This window comes from Actinomadura roseirufa, assembly GCF_900659635.1.
Lineage (GTDB): Bacteria > Actinomycetota > Actinomycetes > Streptosporangiales > Streptosporangiaceae > Spirillospora > Spirillospora roseirufa.
This window is the reverse complement of sequence record NZ_CAACVB010000188.1, coordinates 1-15,592: the sequence shown is the minus strand read 5'-3', so window position 1 is coordinate 15,592 and position 15,592 is coordinate 1. Positions and strand designations below refer to the sequence as shown.

At 70.9% G+C, this 15,592-nt stretch carries 17 protein-coding genes; 4 read left to right on the top strand and 13 right to left on the bottom strand.

All coding sequences use genetic code 11. The features are described from left to right. On the bottom strand, positions 1 to 370 hold a 370-nt coding region (locus E1291_RS29905), incomplete at its 3' end, for a hypothetical protein (RefSeq protein WP_131741425.1). Between the two features lie 186 nt (positions 371 to 556). Between E1291_RS29905 and E1291_RS29900 the strand changes: the two genes are divergently transcribed. Continuing rightward, complete coding sequence (locus E1291_RS29900; protein WP_131741424.1) at positions 557 to 1,234, top strand: HAD family hydrolase; 678 nt, start codon at positions 557 to 559, stop codon at positions 1,232 to 1,234. Between the two features lie 99 nt (positions 1,235 to 1,333). Beyond that, on the top strand, positions 1,334 to 3,178 hold the full coding sequence (gene recQ / locus E1291_RS29895; protein WP_131741423.1) for a DNA helicase RecQ: 1,845 nt from the start codon (positions 1,334 to 1,336) through the stop codon (positions 3,176 to 3,178). A gap of 39 nt (positions 3,179 to 3,217) precedes the next feature. Here recQ and E1291_RS29890 read toward each other — a convergent pair whose 3' ends face one another. Together E1291_RS29890 and E1291_RS29885 are read right to left on the bottom strand one after the other, a co-directional pair. Beyond that, the gene (locus E1291_RS29890; protein ID WP_131741422.1) at positions 3,218 to 3,868 is read right to left on the bottom strand and encodes a hypothetical protein; all 651 of its coding nucleotides are present in this window, start codon (positions 3,866 to 3,868) and stop codon (positions 3,218 to 3,220) included. Between the two features lie 2 nt (positions 3,869 to 3,870). Continuing rightward, on the bottom strand, positions 3,871 to 4,365 hold the full coding sequence (locus E1291_RS29885; RefSeq protein WP_131741421.1) for a SigE family RNA polymerase sigma factor: 495 nt from the start codon (positions 4,363 to 4,365) through the stop codon (positions 3,871 to 3,873). A gap of 159 nt (positions 4,366 to 4,524) precedes the next feature. Between E1291_RS29885 and E1291_RS44760 the strand changes: the two genes are divergently transcribed. Beyond that, positions 4,525 to 5,070 carry a DUF5666 domain-containing protein gene (locus E1291_RS44760; protein ID WP_131741420.1) on the top strand — a complete coding sequence of 182 codons (546 nt, stop codon included), beginning with the start codon at positions 4,525 to 4,527 and terminating at the stop codon, positions 5,068 to 5,070. Positions 5,071 to 5,126: 56 nt separating this feature from the next. Here the strand turns inward: E1291_RS44760 and E1291_RS29875 are convergent, their stop codons facing one another. The 6 genes from E1291_RS29875 to E1291_RS29850 form a co-directional block, all read right to left on the bottom strand. Then, positions 5,127 to 5,972 (bottom strand): glycoside hydrolase domain-containing protein, encoded by an 846-nt coding sequence (locus E1291_RS29875; RefSeq protein ID WP_242614456.1) that lies wholly within the window; start codon positions 5,970 to 5,972, stop codon positions 5,127 to 5,129. 121 nt (positions 5,973 to 6,093) lie between these two features. Next, the gene (locus tag E1291_RS29870) at positions 6,094 to 7,788 is read right to left on the bottom strand and encodes a DUF4407 domain-containing protein (protein ID WP_131741419.1); all 1,695 of its coding nucleotides are present in this window, start codon (positions 7,786 to 7,788) and stop codon (positions 6,094 to 6,096) included. After that, positions 7,788 to 9,278: a coiled-coil domain-containing protein gene (locus E1291_RS29865; RefSeq protein ID WP_131741418.1), complete on the bottom strand. Its 1,491-nt coding sequence runs from the start codon at positions 9,276 to 9,278 to the stop codon at positions 7,788 to 7,790. Before E1291_RS29865 ends, E1291_RS29870 begins: the two co-directional genes overlap by 1 nt. Next, on the bottom strand, positions 9,278 to 11,359 hold the full coding sequence (locus E1291_RS29860) for a hypothetical protein (RefSeq protein WP_131741417.1): 2,082 nt from the start codon (positions 11,357 to 11,359) through the stop codon (positions 9,278 to 9,280). The genes E1291_RS29865 and E1291_RS29860 overlap by 1 nt, the downstream gene beginning before the upstream one ends. 2 nt (positions 11,360 to 11,361) lie before the next feature. Next, positions 11,362 to 12,084 (bottom strand): hypothetical protein, encoded by a 723-nt coding sequence (locus E1291_RS29855; protein WP_131741416.1) that lies wholly within the window; start codon positions 12,082 to 12,084, stop codon positions 11,362 to 11,364. A gap of 204 nt (positions 12,085 to 12,288) precedes the next feature. Then, on the bottom strand, positions 12,289 to 12,936 hold the full coding sequence (locus E1291_RS29850; RefSeq protein ID WP_165495342.1) for a Crp/Fnr family transcriptional regulator: 648 nt from the start codon (positions 12,934 to 12,936) through the stop codon (positions 12,289 to 12,291). Between the two features lie 272 nt (positions 12,937 to 13,208). Here E1291_RS29850 and E1291_RS29845 point away from each other — a divergent pair, with 272 nt between their 5' ends. Further along, entirely contained in the window at positions 13,209 to 13,463 is a 255-nt protein-coding gene (locus tag E1291_RS29845; protein WP_131741414.1) for a hypothetical protein, read from the top strand. A gap of 5 nt (positions 13,464 to 13,468) precedes the next feature. Here E1291_RS29845 and E1291_RS29840 read toward each other — a convergent pair whose 3' ends face one another. From E1291_RS29840 to E1291_RS29825, 4 genes are all read right to left on the bottom strand, one after another. After that, entirely contained in the window at positions 13,469 to 13,705 is a 237-nt protein-coding gene (locus E1291_RS29840) for a DUF2283 domain-containing protein (protein ID WP_131741413.1), read from the bottom strand. A 171-nt stretch (positions 13,706 to 13,876) separates the two neighbouring features. After that, on the bottom strand, positions 13,877 to 14,539 hold the full coding sequence (locus E1291_RS29835) for a dihydrofolate reductase family protein (RefSeq protein ID WP_131741412.1): 663 nt from the start codon (positions 14,537 to 14,539) through the stop codon (positions 13,877 to 13,879). Further along, complete coding sequence (locus E1291_RS29830; RefSeq protein WP_131741411.1) at positions 14,539 to 15,045, bottom strand: SRPBCC family protein; 507 nt, start codon at positions 15,043 to 15,045, stop codon at positions 14,539 to 14,541. Before E1291_RS29830 ends, E1291_RS29835 begins: the two co-directional genes overlap by 1 nt. A gap of 3 nt (positions 15,046 to 15,048) precedes the next feature. Next, positions 15,049 to 15,390 carry an ArsR/SmtB family transcription factor gene (locus E1291_RS29825; protein WP_131741410.1) on the bottom strand — a complete coding sequence of 114 codons (342 nt, stop codon included), beginning with the start codon at positions 15,388 to 15,390 and terminating at the stop codon, positions 15,049 to 15,051. Positions 15,391 to 15,592 lie beyond the last annotated feature (202 nt).

Genomic DNA, 15,592 nt, shown 5'->3' with positions numbered 1-15,592 from the left:
CCTGGGCGGGGGCGTCGGCGGTCCGGGCGGCGGCCTCGCGGGCGGCGGCCTCGCGGGCGCGGGCCAGCTCGCGCTGGAGGTGCCGCTTCTCCATCTCCAGGGTGGTGAGGGTCTCCTCGTGCTCCTCGCGCAGGTACCGCAGGTCGCGGCGGGCGCGCATCATGCGGCCGGCCCCGGCGAAGGTGAGCGTCACGCCGACGAGGAGGGCGCCTGCCGTGACTGCACCGGCGGCGAAGACCTGCCACTGGTGGTCCACGGCGGGGACGGTCTGCCCGAAGGCGGTGAGATGGGCGGGACCGGAGTTCCCGGCGACCACGCCGGCTCCGAGGGTGATGGCCGCGGCGACGAAAAGAAAGCCAAGGAAAACCATGTGCAGATCTCCTCTGCAGTGACTCCGGAGGGGGGACGGAGGGTGTCCACCATGCCAGACACCTCGCGCACAATGTCGCTTTCGCCGGATTTATACGATCAATGGGACGGTGTCGCGGGGGTTCCACCGCCCTTCCCCCGGGTAGTGATCACGGCCGGGAGGCGCATCGAGCCGGGGAGGCACGCCATGTCCGTGCAGGCCGTCGTTTTCGACCTGGACGGGGTCCTGATCGACTCCGAGCCGGTCTGGGAGGAGGTCCGCCGGGCCTACGTCGCCGACCACGGCGGGCAGTGGCTGCCCGACACCCAGGAGCGGCTCATGGGCATGAACACCACCGAGTGGGCCGGATACCTCAGCGCCGACCTCATCGAGGGCGTCACCCCGGACGAGGTCGCCTACGAGGTGATCGACCGGATGTCCCAGCGGTACGCCGAGCGGCTCCCGCTGCTGCCCGGCGCCGAGGACGCCGTCCGGCGGATGGCCGCCGAACGGCCGCTCGGCCTCGCCAGCTCCTCCCCCCGCGCCCTCATCGACCTCGTCCTCGGCAAGCTCGGCGTGGAGGGCCTGTTCCGCGCCACGGTCTCCACGGAGGAGGTCGACCGCGGCAAGCCCGCGCCGGACGGCTACCTCGCCGCGGCCGCCCGGATGGAGGTCCCCGCCACCGCCTGCGCGGCGATCGAGGACTCCAGCAACGGCCTGCGCTCGGCGCACGCGGCCGGGATGCTCGTCGTGGCCGTCCCACGCCCGGCGCACCCGCCGGCGCCCGACGCGCTGGCCCTCGCCGCCCACGTCCTCGACGACCTGGACGCCCTCACCCCCGGCCTCGTCGACCGCCTCGCCGCCGAGCCCCGCCCCGCCACCTGACCGGAACCGGCGCCCCGGTCCCCGGCCGTGACGCCCCGCCCGCGGACGAGACGGACGGTTCGCGCGTGGGGCGTCGGTGGCGGCTCCTAGGATGGGGCGATGGCTTCCCCCGAGAGCGGCACCGAGCCGAGCGAGGCGCTGGAGACGCTGCGGCGCGTGTTCGGCTACGACGCGTTCCGGCCCGGCCAGGGCGAGATCATCGAGCATCTCGTCGGCGGCGGGGACGCCTTCGTCCTGATGCCGACCGGCGGCGGCAAGTCGCTGTGCTACCAGATCCCCGCGCTGGTCCGGAAGGGCACCGGGGTCGTCATCTCGCCGCTCATCGCCCTCATGCAGGACCAGGTCGACGCGCTGCGGGCGCTCGGCGTCCAGGCGGGCTTCCTCAACTCCACCCAGGACCTCGACGAGCGCCGGGTGGTCGAGGCGCAGTTCCTCGCGGGCGAGCTGGACGTCCTCTACCTGGCGCCCGAGCGGCTGCGCGTCCCCGCCGCCGTCGAGCTGCTCGACCGCGGTGACGTCGCGCTGTTCGCGATCGACGAGGCGCACTGCGTGTCGCAGTGGGGCCACAACTTCCGTCCCGACTACCTCATGCTGTCGGGGCTGCACGAGCGCTGGCCGCACATCCCGCGCATCGCGCTCACCGCGACCGCCACCGAGGCGACCCGCGCCGAGATCGTCTCGCGGCTCGGGCTGGAGAACGCGCGGTCCTTCGTCGCGAGCTTCGACCGGCCGAACATCCAGTACCGCATCGAGCCGAAGACCGACGCCAAGCGCCAGCTCCTGCACCTGCTGCAGAGCGAGCACAAGGGCGACGCCGGCATCGTGTACTGCCTGTCGCGCAACTCGGTGGAGAAGCACGCCGAGTTCCTCACCCAGAACGGCATCGAGGCCCTGCCCTACCACGCGGGCCTGGACGCCGGGACCCGCGCCGCGCACCAGGCGCGGTTCCTGCGCGAGGACGGCCTGGTCATGGTCGCCACCATCGCGTTCGGGATGGGCATCGACAAGCCCGACGTCCGCTTCGTCGCGCACCTCGACCTGCCGAAGTCGGTGGAGGGCTACTACCAGGAGACCGGACGCGCCGGGCGCGACGGCCAGCCGTCCACCGCCTGGCTCGCCTACGGCCTTCAGGACGTCGTCCAGCTCCGCAAGATGATCGACGGTGAGGGCGACGCCGCGTACCGGCGCCGCGAGAGCCTCCACCTGGACTCCATGCTCGCGCTGTGCGAGACGGTCGAGTGCCGGCGCGTCCGGCTGCTCGCCTACTTCGGCCAGTCCGGCGAACCGTGCGGCAACTGCGACACCTGCCTCACGCCCCCGCAGACGTGGGACGCGACCGTCCCGGCGCAGAAGGTCCTGTCGACCGTCGTCCGGCTCGACCGCGAGCGGCGGCAGAAGTTCGGCGCGGGCCACATCGTCGACATCCTCCTCGGCAAGAAGAACGCCAAGATCATCCAGTTCGACCACGACTCGCTCACGGTGTTCGGCATCGGCGCCGAGCTGCGCGACACCGAGTGGCGCGCCGTCGTCCGCCAGCTCCTCGCCCAGGGCCTGGTCGCCGTCGAGAGCCAGTACGGCTCGCTCGTGCTGACCGACGAGAGCGGCGCCGTCCTGCGCGGCGAGCGGACGGTCATGATGCGCCGCGAGCCCGAGCGGCCGGCGACCCGCGCCGCCAGGACGGCCAAGGAGCGCAAGGCGCCGCCGGCCGATCTGTCCGCCGAGGCCGTTCCCGTGTTCGAGCGGCTGCGCGCCTGGCGCGGCGCCACCGCCAAGGAGCAGGGCGTGCCGGCGTATGTGATCTTCCATGACGCGACCCTGCGCGAGATCGCGACGACGCGTCCGGGCTCCCTCGCCGAGCTCGGCACGGTGACCGGCGTCGGCGAGAACAAGCTGGCCAAGTACGGCGAGCAGGTCCTGGAGGCCCTCGGGGTGGAGGACGGCTGACGGACGGGCGGCGGGTCGGCTGACGGGCGGGCGGCGGGGTCAGACCCGGCGGTCGTAGACCCCGACGGCCCACGCGCCCTCCCAGACGCCGGTCCGCGCGGCGATGGCCGGCGCGTCCTGCGGCGCGGTCCCGTCCTTGACGATCGCCTGCGGCGGCAGCACCCACACCCGCAGCGTGTGCGTGTTCCCGATCCAGTGGGGACCGCCCACGCCCCGGTCCATCTGGAACACCCCGTCGCCGGGGCCGCACCGCCCGACGCTCCCCTGCGTGCCCGGCCCTTCCGTGAACACCCACGAGTTCGGTACCGCGCAGCGGACGTTGAACAGCGTGTAGTCGCTCAGCGCGGCGAACCTGACGAGGGCCGTCTCGCCCATCCGCTGCCTCTGCACGCTGGTGACGAGGGGGAGCGACCCCGTCACGATGCCGCCCTGCGCGGCGGGCAGGCCCAGCTTCAGCGGCAGCCGCACCGCGACCGGCACCGCGTCGTCGGCCGGAGCGCCCGCCCCGCCGCCGCCGTACGCGACGAGCCCGGTCGCCATCACCGCCGCCAGACCGGCGGCCGCCACCGCGCCCCGGCGGCGCCTGATCGACCGCCCCCGCCGCACGACCTGCTCCAGGCGGCCCGCGTTGGGCGGCGCGCCCTCGCTGCCCTTCCGCAGCGCGATCGCCAGCTCTTCCTCCGCGTACACCGCTACCTCGTTTCCTTCAGTACGTGCAGAGACGGGTCGACCCGCAGGCGGACGAGGGCGCGCCCCATCTGCGTCCGCACCGTCGAGGCCGTGCACCCCAGGACGTCCGCGACCTGCTCGACCGGCATTTCCTCGAAGTAGTGCAGGACCACCACCGCGCGCTGCCGCGCCGACAACCGGCCGAGCGCGTCGAGCATCACCGCGCGGTCGTCCACAGCTTGTGCGCCGTCGCCGGACGGAATTTCGGGCAGGTGCTCGGTCGGCACCTCGCCCCGCCACCGCAGGCGCCACCAGGACGCGTGCGTGTTGGTCAGGATCCGGTAGACGTACGGGCTCGGGTCGTCCTGGATCCGTCCCCACGCGACCCATGCCTTGGCCAACGCGGTCTGCAGCAGGTCCTCGGCCCGTGCCCAGTCCCGGGTGAGCAGGTACGCCGTCCGGAGCATGCGATCGGAATGCTCCGTGACGTAGTCGGTGAAGCCCGCTCGGTCCGCCATCCGTCCTCCGCCCGTCGGTCACTGTCTTCACGCTTGAGAGGGCGGATTTGCGCGACACCTCAGGCGGGAATGGGATCCACATCACACTCTCGTGGATTCTCAGGTAATTCTCAGACTCCCTGCGGGCTTCTGCCAGGACGCTCCGCTTCACTGGAGCGCATGCGCACCAACCGCAAGACCATCGCGGCCGCCGCGGGCGCGGCCGGGCTTCTCGGACTCGGCCTGTACCTGGCCGTTCCCGCCTCGGCCGGGCCCACCCCGTCCCCCAGCACGTCCGAGTCCCCCAAGACCGGGCACGACGGCGACAAGGGAGACGGCTGGCGGCACGACTTCCGCGGCCCCCACGGTTTCCGCGGCCCGGACGGCTCCCGCGGGCCGCGCGGCTTCGGCGGGTTCGGCGGGCCCGGCGGGTTCCGCGGCGGCCAGGGCGTGCACGGCGAGGCGACCCTCCAGCGCGACAAGGGCTTCTACCTGGCCGGCTGGCAGCGCGGCCAGATCACCGGACGGTCCGGCGCGACGCTGACCGTCCGCAGCGCCGACGGCGTCACCTGGACCTGGACCACCGACGCCAACACCGTCGTCCGCAAGCAGGGCGAGAAGTCCACCGTGTCGGCCCTGGCCAACGGCGACGAGGTCATCGTGGCCGGCGAGCGCTCCGGCAACACGCGCACGGCCAAGTTCGTCCACGCGCCGAAGAAGAAGTGACCCGACCCGCCTGACGGACGACGCGTCCGTCAGGCGGCCCTCAGGTGGGCGGCGGGTCAGGTGACGGGGGAGTCCCAGGCGGCCTTCCAGGTCGCCTGCCCGACGACGCCGTCCACCCGGAGGTGCTTCTCCCGCTGGAAGGCGCGGCACACGTTCTCGGAGCTCGCGCCGTAGGCGCCGTCGACGGTGATGCGCCAGCCCCGGGCGTGCATCTGCCGCTGCCAGGCGCGCACGTCGTTCCCGTGCATGACGGGCGGCTGCGTGATGTTCCGGCCGGGCCACTTCGGCGCCTTCGACGGGACGGGCGGCTTCGGCGACCCACCGACCTTCCACTGCCCGTAGTCGTCGTCCATGGCCCGGTCGTAGTCGACGCCCACGCCGTTGATCTCGTGGCCGTTGGAGTACTGCTGGAGCTGGGCCCGCTCGTCCCAGTGGCCGCCCGACCACGCGTACGTCTGCCAGCCGTAGGTGATCTTCTTGGCGTCGAACGCCCGCTTGAGCGGCCAGTAGCCCGCGTACAACCCGACCCGGTCGCGGCCGAGCACCGAGGCGGCGCCGTCCAGGTAGGCGTTGATGGCGTCCTGCTGGTCTGCGTCGGCGTCGAAGTCGACGGCGAAGTAGATCGGACGGTCCGCGGGCATCCCGCAGGCCCGCGCCTGCTTCGCCGCGTCCTCGGCGTCGTCCGCGCCGCCGGAGCGCCCCGACAGCGCCCGCGAGGCCGTCGACTCCCAGACGACCACGAGCCACAGGCCGCCGGCCGAGAGCTGGTCCGCCTCGGCCCGCGTCAGGTTCTTGCCCGTGGTGTCGTGCGACAGGTAGCGGCAGGCGAACCTCGCCCCCGCCTTCCGCAGCTCGGAGGCCCCGGGACGCCCCCACGCGTAGTCCACTCCGAAGACGCTCATGAGGGGGAGGCAACACCGTCTGTCCGGTTCCGCGCAGGGACGTCGACGAACCATCACGTGGAGTTAAACCACTGTCCACACGTGAAATGGGTCAGACAGGCAGAAATTGGACACCTTTTCCTCATCCCGCCTGCGGCTCCGCCAGGTCCAAAGGACCGGGCCTCGCGCCGTTCGAAGCGGACGGAACGGTCGTGCGGCGGCGGAGCTCGTCGGCCCTGGCGTCGATCTGCGCGTCGAGGACGGCGTCCCGCGCGGCGCGTACGGTGTGGTCCTCCTCCTCCAGCCGGTCGAGGTGGCGCCGCTCGTCCAGTTCGGACCGCCGCAGCTCCACGCGCCTGCCCGCGAGATGGTGCTGCCGTTCCAGCTCCAGCTCGAAAGCGAAGAGATCCTCGGCCAGCGCCGCCCTGCGGGTCAGGTGCTCGTCGTAGGGCGTGGTGCCCATCATCGCCTTGGCGAGGACGGGCAGGCAGTCCAGCATGATCAGCAGGAGCCGGAGCAGCCACTGCCCGGCGAGGACGAACCCGCTCTGCGCCGAGAGACGTTCGAGCGCCCGCCACTCCTCCAGGATGCCGATCTTCCCGTCCGGCGAGGGCAGCTTGGCCGCGATGGCCTGGTCGAGACGGGCCTCGTAGGTCTGCTCCGCCGCCTGCTTGGCGGCGTTCGCCGTGGCCAGCGCCCCCTCCAGGGACTGCGCCTCCTTCTGGTAATCCGCCAGCCTGCTGTTGGCGTCGACCCGTCGCGCCGCGTCCTCCACGCCCTTGCAGGCCGGACCGCGCCCCACCTGTCCGGTGAGCCCCGGCCCACTGTCCCCGTTGCACTCGCTGCGTACGGTCGCCTCCGCGGCGGCGATGTCCTGCATGGCCTTGTCGATCCGCGCACGCAGGGCCTTCTGCCGGTCGAGGGTGTTCTGGAGGGCCTCCGCCTCGGGGGCGGGGGTGTCCGGGAGCGACAGGAGCCGATGGCCCGCCTCGCACCGGGCGCGCGTCGCGGCGTCCAGAGCCTTGTAGGGGACGGGGTTGCAGGCCCGCAGGGACGTCTCCTTGGCGAGCCGGTCGTCCACCCGCATGGCGCGGACCTCACGGTGCACCGCCGGTTCGAAGATCTTGAACAGCAGCGGCTCGGCGACGACCAGGCCGATCAGGACCGACAGCGACAGGCGCAGGACGAGCACGACCAGGCGGCGGGACGTCATCCCGTGCGTCACCTTGATCAGGAAGTGGTCCACGCCGACGACCACCCAGCCCCACAGCACCGCCACCGGCAGCAGGGTGTACCAGGGCGCTTCGGTGAACGCCGCCAGCAGGACGAACATCGACACCATGGCCATCAGCCCGGCGTTGAGGACGACCAGCGCGAGGCCGGAGTAGCGCGTCCGCTCCCAGGGGACCCACCGCAGGATGTCCTCCGAGACCCCGACCACCATCCGCAGCAGCACCCCGGACCGGTGGGCGTTGTCATCGGGCAGCCCTGCCTCATCACGAGCCTCGGCCGTCCCGGCGTCGTCCGAGGCGGCGCCCCCACCGGACGGCGCGCGCGCCGCCGCTTTCTCCCTCTCGTCCTTCCCCCTGCCGGCCTTCCCCACAGCGGCCTTTCCCGCAGCGGCCTCCTCCCTGTCGGCCTCCTCCGCACCGGCCTTCCCCCTACCGGCCTTGTCCGCACCGGCCTTCTCCGGGCCGGTCTCCTCCTCACCAGCCTGCTCCCGGCCGGCCTTGTCGGCGTCGGCGTCTTCGGAAGGAAGGGGTGCCCGGAGACGCCTGGGCGGGCGGGGCGGGCGGGTGGCCTCACGCGATCCGGGCGGGGCGGTGTGCTCGGGCATCAGGTGCCCTCCTCCCTGAGGGTCGGCTCGTCGTCCGCCTCGGCGGGGCCGGGCCCGGCGTCGGGCAGGGCGGCGGGCGGCCGATCGGCGGCGACGGCCGGGGCGGGATCGGTGGCGAGGCCCTCCAGGACCTCGTGCGCGCTGATCACGGCCTGGTCGACATGGCCGCGCGCGGCGTACTCCTTGAACATCGCGAGCCGCGCCTCCAGCAGGTCGCGGCGCCGCTCGTGCTCGCGGATCTCCCGGTCGATGGCCGCCTGGTGATCGCGGTCCGCGACGGCGTGACGGTGCTCGCGCTCGGCGGCCCTCGCCTCGTAGAGGAGCCGGAGCTTGGCCTGGTTCGCCTCGTGGTCGAGCCGTGACTTCTCGGCCTCCAGTTCCAGCGTCCGTGCCGTCAGCTCGTGCGCCCGGTCGCGTTCACGCTCGTCGGCGGCGTGCGTGCGCTCGATCATGGCCCGGCCGTGCTCCCGGTCACCGCCCTCCAGCGCCTGGAAATGCTCCAGCCTCGTCAGCTCCACCTGGTGCCGGGTCTCGTACTCGCGGTCGGCGCGCTGCCGCATCCACGCGCGGTCCTCGTCCTCCACCTGCCGCTGCCGCTCGACCTCGTCGCGGACCTGCGCGGCCTGGCGGTCGACCTGCTCCTGCACCTTGTCCGCGACGTCGGTGGCCGACAGCTCCCCTTGCGCCTCGGCGTAGATGGTTGCCCGCAGGGGGTCGTCGTCCATGAACTGGGCCCGCGCCGCCATCGTCCGCTGTGCCTGCTCCTGGAGAATGAGGCGCATCTCCTCCATCTGGGTCTCGTGCTTGGTCTGCGCGATCTGCATCTGCCGGGCGTGCTCCTCCTTCAGGCGGTTCATCTCGTGCTGGAGGTTCAGGCCGTGCGCCTCGATGGTGTGCTCGTCGTCCTGTTCGCTGAGCCGCCCCTGCTTCTCGCGTTCGGTGATGGGCGTCAGGACGTCGACGCTGGCGAGCCCCGCTTCGAGGCCGGGCAGGAGCGGCGGGCGCAGCTGGACGTAAGCCTCGATCTGCGTCTGGACGAGCACGCGCACCTGGTTGATCGCGGACACGCGATGCTCCAGGCCGAGCTGGAACAGCCGCTGGTGGCTGCGCACGTATCCGAGGAGTGCCCTGGACGCGTCGCCCTGCCCGTTGCGGACGACGGCGACGGGATCGGTGACCGTGCACAGGAACGTCGCCTGGACGGTGAACTCATGGGCGTCCTGGGAGGGGATGTCGAACCGGACGCTCACCTCGACGTTGCGGGACAGGTCCACGATCGCGACGTGGCTCGCGCGCACGACCTGGTCGTCGTAGTCGTCCCGCCTGCCGTGGTCCACGATGTGCTTGCCCTCGACCAGGAACACGCGCACGTGCTCGCCCTTGGCCGGGGGGACCTCGCCCTCGGCCCGGCGGCGCCGTCCCCACCCGTGTCCACCGCGCTTTGCCGGGCCCAGCGTCTTCTCCGTGACGATGGGGTAGTTCGCCGTCATCACGACCTCCGATTCAGGATGTCGGCAGCGCGATCCAGCGCGGCCAGCAAGATTTCGCCGAGGTTCTGCGCGCGCGCCGCGCCCGACCTGGCGTGCGTCAGCAGAGCGAGGAAGTCGGTCCTCAACAGGTCGTGCTCCTCAGGCGGCAGTGCCGCCCCGAGTGCGTCGCCCAGCGCGCGCGCCTCGCGCTCGGCGTCGGTGCCGCTCAGCCGGGACAGCGCAGCGAGCCCGTTCATCAGCGCCTCCAACGCGAGACGGCGAAACGGCCGAAACCGCAGCGCCGTCGCCCAGAGCTCCGCCACGGCCGACAGCCGTTCGGGCCGATCGCGCAGATACTCGACGATCGCGGGGTCGCCGCTGCGCGCGCTGCGAGCGCGGAGCACGGCCAAGACCGTCAGCAGGGTGAGCCGGTAGTGGTTCCTGCTGGGCCCTACCGGCTCGTACTGCTCCAACTGGGTGCGCAGGTGCCCGATGAGCTGCCCGGCGTCACCGTCACGGACGACGAGGGTCCCGAACAGCTCACCGAACGCCAACGCCGCCGGCTCGCTGTAGAGGTTGTCCTGCCGAACCAGCTGCCATAGTCGGCGGGCACCCAGATGCGGTAGGCGGACCCCTAGTTCACCGCAGAACGCCCGGATCGCCGTGTAGCGCTGCTCGCCCGTCCCCTGGCCCGCCCAATGCTCGGCTATGCGCTGTGCAACGGGAACCATGGCCTCGTCCAGGCACAGGTACCACAGGATGTAGACGGCGGTGGCCTGCCCCTGCCAGCCGATTTTGTCCCGTGACCAGTAGTCGAGGTACGCCTCGGTCTCATCACGGTCGAAGTAGGCCAGCAGGGCCAGCGCGGAGGCGATGTCTTGGCGCGCGCCGTCGTCCCCCAGCACGACGAGCCGGTCGAGCCAGGCGCGCACCGCGTCCCAGAACACGTTGCCGTAGCGGGCCGTGAGCTCTTCCAGGACGTATCGGCGAAACGCGTCCTCCCGGAACGCGAGCGCCCGACGAGTACCGGCCCCGTCGTTCACCCGGACCACGCGGATCAGGTCGTCCTCACGCCTGCGTTCCTGCGCCATGGCACGCGGCTCGTTGTCGCCCTCCGCGTCCTCCTGCTCGTTCACCTCCGGCTCGATGAACTCCATCAACAGGCGAAAGCACATCTCGTAGTGCCGCTCCACGATGAGGGGGACGAACACCAGAACGGTCGCCTTCACCACCTGGTCCTCGCTGGGCTCCTTCTCGAACCACTCGTGGACCTTCTGCCGGCCCGCCTCGTCCAGGACGTCGGCGACGGCCTCCTCTGCGCTATATCCGTCCGCGAGGAGTTCGCCTATCTGGACGAGGTCACGCATCGTGAACCCGTCCGGCAGCCTGCTCTCGACGGCCTTGAGGTCACCCTCCTCAGCGCGCGCGCCGAGCCGGATCCGCAGCGCACTGGTGACCTTGGGCAGTTCCCACGGAACGGACCGCACCGAGTCGAACGCCCGTGCCGTGGCGTCGCTGACGGTCACCACCAGGTAGGCCCCCGCCTCGCAGACCCGGTCGACGACCGACAGCCAAGCGTGGTCGACCTCCGTCCCCGAGTCCCCGACCCCACCGACACGGTCGAGCACCACATAGCCGTATCCGGCCTGATACTCGCGCCGTGCCAACTCCCTCAACGAAATCGATGGAGGAAGCGCCACGATCACGCCCTCCGGCCCGAGGACATCACCCAGCATGACCAGCGCCCCCGTGCGCTTCCCCAGCCCCGGCTTACCGGTCGTGACGACCACATGGTCGGACGCCAGGGACGCGTAAGCCGTCTCGTAGCACGCGCCAGGCGACGCGTACCCGGCCACCGCCTCCTCGATGACGGTCGCCCCGATCCGGCCGGTCACCGCACGGACGCGCTCCCCCGACCAGGTTTCGCCCATCCCGTACGTGCTGCCCCGCTGGTCGACCTGGGAGAAGAAGTTGTTGTAGACGACCCTGCCCCCGACATCGGCGACAGGACGGCCCGCGTCCTCCCCTTGGCCGCCTTCAGGAGCAGCGTCGCGCGCCTCTTCTTCCTGAGCCGGTTCCTCGCCCCGTTCCTCGTCCGCCATGGTCAAGCACGCTCGTTGAACCCGAAGACGGAGCCGGACATGTCGATCCGCTCCCCACTAATGGTGTTGGTGACGCTCTTCCCCTCACCGGACGGCGACTCGGGCGGCGCGGCATCGTCCAGCGCGATCTGCCGCCCCGCGACCCCGGGGAGGTGGACATAGGCCATCCGCCGGAACCCCTTGGCCGGCAGCTCAACCCGTACCGGGAGGAACTGGGTGGCGCGCAGCCCCGCCAGCTCCGACAGGACGACCTTGTCGTACACCTCCTCCGAGAGGATCAGCGCGAGGTTCGCTTCCTTACGCGAGGCCAGCGCGGCCCGGACCGGCCCGCAGTCCAGCAACCGGCTGAGGACGATCAGCGCCTGACCCCCGCCCCCCAGGGCACCGGACGTCACCGTGTCGATGTGCATGGCGACCCGCAGCCGCACCTGAAGCTCGCCCGTGTGATCCTCGTTGTGGTCGATGAGCAGCCGGTCGAGCACCCGGACGAACTCGGCGACCACCGTGAGTAGGTCGACGTCCGCGGGCAGCACCGCGAGCTCACCGTCCCCGCCCGGCTGCCGGGCCCACAGACCACGGTCGAGCCCGACCTCCTCGGCGGCCGCGGCGAGCAGCCCGTCCAGAACCCGCTGGAGCTCGACCTGGTGGCGGACGGACCGGGCACTGTACTTCTCGACGTCCACCCCGATGACGAACCGATCGGCCAGCGTCGGACGTTGTGGCATGACACCTCCACGGGCGTTGCGGAACACGGGGGACGGCGCCCCCGCGCCCCGAAGAAAGGAACCAGATATCGGACAGAACGCACCAGTCGCGCAAAGTCCCCCGACCTCGAAAAGGTGATCGACAGTGCGATCACCCCGAGTATCCGGTAACCCCCGAAACGCCTGTGTAGAAAAGTAGACGTGCCCGGCGGAGTGACGTCGGTATTACTCGACGGTCAGAGCTCGCAGACCCGGCAGATCAGTGATGACGATCCGCTCGCGCCCCGTGCTCACCAGCCCCGCCGCCCGCAACTCGGCGAACTTGTCCGCCACCGAGGCCCGCGACAGCCCGAGCGCCTCCCCGAACTCCGCCTGGCTCAACCCGATGTCGACCGTCCGGTCCCCCGGCACGGCCTGCACCCCCAGCCGCAGCAGCCCCCGCACGATCCGCGGCCCCGCCTTCAGCGTGGCCAGTTCGAGCCGCAGCTCCTCACTCTCCCGCAGCCGCCGCACCGCGAACCGCACCAGCGCGTCCTTCAGGCCCAGCTCGCACAGCCGCGCGGTGAACGGCCCCTGCGGCACCACCGAGACCCTGCACACGTCGATCGCCGACACGGTCGCCGACCGCCGCTCCCCATCGATCAGCGTGATGTCCCCGAGCACCTGCCCCGGCCCCCTCACGGCCAGCAGGATGCTGTTCCCGAACTCGTCCACCAGGGACACCTTCACCCGTCCGGCGAGCAACAGGAAGACCTCCGTACCGGTCTCCCCCTGCCTTATGAGGACGTCCCCGGGATCGTAAGCGCCGATCTTCCCGAGCGAAACGAGCCTCCACCAGTTTTCTTCCCCGGCGACCGCCGCGAAACCGTCCATACGTCCATCCTGGGAGGCCATCCCCACGCAGGCAAACACAACGGAACAAAAAGGCCGCCCAACCCACGATCCGTGAACCATTTCACTGTCGCCGCTCCCAGGCAAAAAGGACATCGTCCAACAAACGCCAGGCCCGGCGCACCGTCACCCCGGCGACTCCGGGAGCCCGTCGAGACGACGCGACAGCGTGCGCCCACAGCGCCGGCCGCCTCGCGTCCGAGCCGCCCCACCCCCGGTGCGTCCCGCCAGAAATGGACTGCGATGCTGCGGGCATGTACACCACGATCGGTGCTCCTATCCCCGCCCTCGACGGCCACGCCCTAGGCGACCAAGACGAGTCCGAGGACTCCACGGTCGTGGGCGTGGCCACGGCCAACGAGCGCGACATGGTCGCGATCGAAGCCTGGGACGACGGTCTCGGCCTCGACGTCTCGCTACTGCTGACCCTCTGGCACGCACGCATGCTCCGCGACCGTCTCAGCGACGCGATCCAAATCATCGAAGACCGCCAGGCACCGCCGCGGTAAGCCGGTCAGATGTCCAGCCGCTCGGCCGCGTCGAGCAGGTACTGGGGCAGCTTCGAGCGAGCGTCCAGGATCTCGATCCCGATGACCCGTCCCTCCTCGTCGAAGTCGAGGTTGATCACGCCGTCGACCTTGGCGCTGTCACACTCGTACGTGGCCGCCGACCGCGTGGACCGGCCGGGACCAACAAAGTAGACATAAGCGGCATTGGCCTCCTGGTCATACGTGACCCTGACGTCAGCCATGGGCTCCCTCACTGAGACTGTGCAAAGGATCATCACAACAGCCTCAGGGCCCTAGCGGAAGCCGCAGAGGACGACCTCCCCCGATGGGCGCCGCGGTCACGTCACCCTGCGAGGGTTCACGACTCCCAGATCAGATGCGACACCACCAGTGTGAGCGCATCCACCGTGCGCCTACCGCTCCCGGACGGCGTAGGTCAGGTGCGTCACCCTTGGGGAGGGCTGCACACGAACCGGCTCCAGAGCCACGCGGGCCGCGTCCACGCCCTCGAACAGGCGGATTCCGGAGCCGAACAGCACGGGCGCCAGCGTGATCGAGAACTCGTCGACCAGACCGGCGTTCACGTACTCCAGGATCGTCGTACCGCCGCCCGCGATGCGGACGTCGCGGGCGCCGGCGGCCTCACGGGCCCGGTCGAGCGCGGTCTCGATGCCTTCATTGACGAAGTGGAAAGTGGTCCCGCCCGGCCGCTCCCAGGGGTCGCGCTTCTCGTGCGTCACGACGAAGACCGGCGTGTGGAACGGCGCTTCCTCCGGCCATGCCCTCTCACCGAGGTCGAACATCCGCTTTCCCATGACGCTGGCGCCAGTCCGTTCGAACGTCGCCCGCGCGATGTCGTTGTCGAGCCCCTCCTCGCCGCCCTCACCGAGCTTCAGGTTCTCCCGGAAGAACCGCTGCGGGAAGATCCAACTCTGCAATTCCATCCACTGCGCCATCCAGCGCTGCTTGTCCGGGTCGTCCCCACGCTCCTCGGGCGCGATGACGCCCTCCATGGACTCGGGCGAGACGAACCCGTCCAGCGACATCGACACGCTGAAGAACACCTTTCCGGCCATCAGACCTCGCCCCCCTTCCGGACGATCTCGCCGACGTAAGCGGCCAGGTTGCTCAGGGTCTGCCGGCCGCCCTCGATCGCGTGGTACTTCTCGACCGCCTCGTCGCGCAGTTCCCTGGTGCGGAACACCGTGCGCATCTCGATCCGGGTCGCCGCGCCGTCGGGCTCGAACGTCAGGACCGACTCGAAGGCGTTCGGGTCGCCGCGGGACTCACCGTGCAGCGCCGCGATCCGCTCCGGCGGGGCGATCTCGGTCCAGGAGATCCACTCGGCGTAGTCCGTCCCGTCCGGCCCGTGCATCACGAAGTCCCACTCCCCGCCGACGCGGAACTCGAACGACCGCGTGCTGGTGGTGAACCCCTCCGGCCCCCACCACCGCGACAGGTGCCGGACCTCGGTGAACGCCTCGAACACCAACTCCCGCGGGGCGTCGATGACCCGGGAGATGACGATCTCTCGGTCGGCCGTCGAGGACCGCGCCGGCGTTCCACGTCCCATCGCGCTCATCAGCTACTCCTTCTGCCTGCTCTGCTTCAGGTCCTGCACATATGCGTCCAGTCGGTCAAAGCTCTCGTTCCAGAACCGCTCGAACCCGCCGGTCCACTCGTGGACCGGCCGCAGCCCACGAGCGTCAAGGCCGTACAGGCGCTGCTTACCCGCCCTGCGATCCCGCACCAGCCCGACCTCCCGGAGCACCCGCAGGTGCTTGGACGCCCCCGGCTGAGTCATCCCCAACTCCCGCGCCACCTCGGTCACCGGCCGCTCACCCGCCCGCAACAGCAGCAGAATCTCCCGGCGCTGCGGCTCGGCGATCGCGTTGAACACGTCCGACGTCGTCGCTGCTCGTGCCATGACCAAATCATATGCCCATATCGGCATGCGTCAATCCAGCCAGATCTCACCAGATGAAGATCCACAACCCCTACCACCCGACTCGGCTCCGCCCAATGCGCACCTAACCAGGGTTAATTGGTCATAGCGGTTGGGTGAGTGGACGGGCCGGTGGTGTGGGCGTATGCCGGTGGCATGGCCAGATACCCCCAGGGCGGCGGGA

Coding starts and splice junctions, on each gene's coding strand:
- E1291_RS29900 (WP_131741424.1), top strand. CDS start 557: ATGTCCGTGCAGGCCGTCGTTTTCGACCTGGACGGGGTCCTGATCGAC.
- recQ (WP_131741423.1), top strand. CDS start 1,334: ATGGCTTCCCCCGAGAGCGGCACCGAGCCGAGCGAGGCGCTGGAGACG.
- E1291_RS29885 (WP_131741421.1), bottom strand. CDS start 4,365: ATGGCGGACCGAGCGGGCTTCACCGACTACGTCACGGAGCATTCCGAT.
- E1291_RS44760 (WP_131741420.1), top strand. CDS start 4,525: ATGCGCACCAACCGCAAGACCATCGCGGCCGCCGCGGGCGCGGCCGGG.
- E1291_RS29875 (WP_242614456.1), bottom strand. CDS start 5,972: ATGAGCGTCTTCGGAGTGGACTACGCGTGGGGGCGTCCCGGGGCCTCC.
- E1291_RS29870 (WP_131741419.1), bottom strand. CDS start 7,788: ATGCCCGAGCACACCGCCCCGCCCGGATCGCGTGAGGCCACCCGCCCG.
- E1291_RS29865 (WP_131741418.1), bottom strand. CDS start 9,278: ATGACGGCGAACTACCCCATCGTCACGGAGAAGACGCTGGGCCCGGCA.
- E1291_RS29860 (WP_131741417.1), bottom strand. CDS start 11,359: ATGGCGGACGAGGAACGGGGCGAGGAACCGGCTCAGGAAGAAGAGGCG.
- E1291_RS29855 (WP_131741416.1), bottom strand. CDS start 12,084: ATGCCACAACGTCCGACGCTGGCCGATCGGTTCGTCATCGGGGTGGAC.
- E1291_RS29850 (WP_165495342.1), bottom strand. CDS start 12,936: ATGGACGGTTTCGCGGCGGTCGCCGGGGAAGAAAACTGGTGGAGGCTC.
- E1291_RS29845 (WP_131741414.1), top strand. CDS start 13,209: ATGTACACCACGATCGGTGCTCCTATCCCCGCCCTCGACGGCCACGCC.
- E1291_RS29840 (WP_131741413.1), bottom strand. CDS start 13,705: ATGGCTGACGTCAGGGTCACGTATGACCAGGAGGCCAATGCCGCTTAT.
- E1291_RS29835 (WP_131741412.1), bottom strand. CDS start 14,539: ATGGCCGGAAAGGTGTTCTTCAGCGTGTCGATGTCGCTGGACGGGTTC.
- E1291_RS29830 (WP_131741411.1), bottom strand. CDS start 15,045: ATGAGCGCGATGGGACGTGGAACGCCGGCGCGGTCCTCGACGGCCGAC.
- E1291_RS29825 (WP_131741410.1), bottom strand. CDS start 15,390: ATGGCACGAGCAGCGACGACGTCGGACGTGTTCAACGCGATCGCCGAG.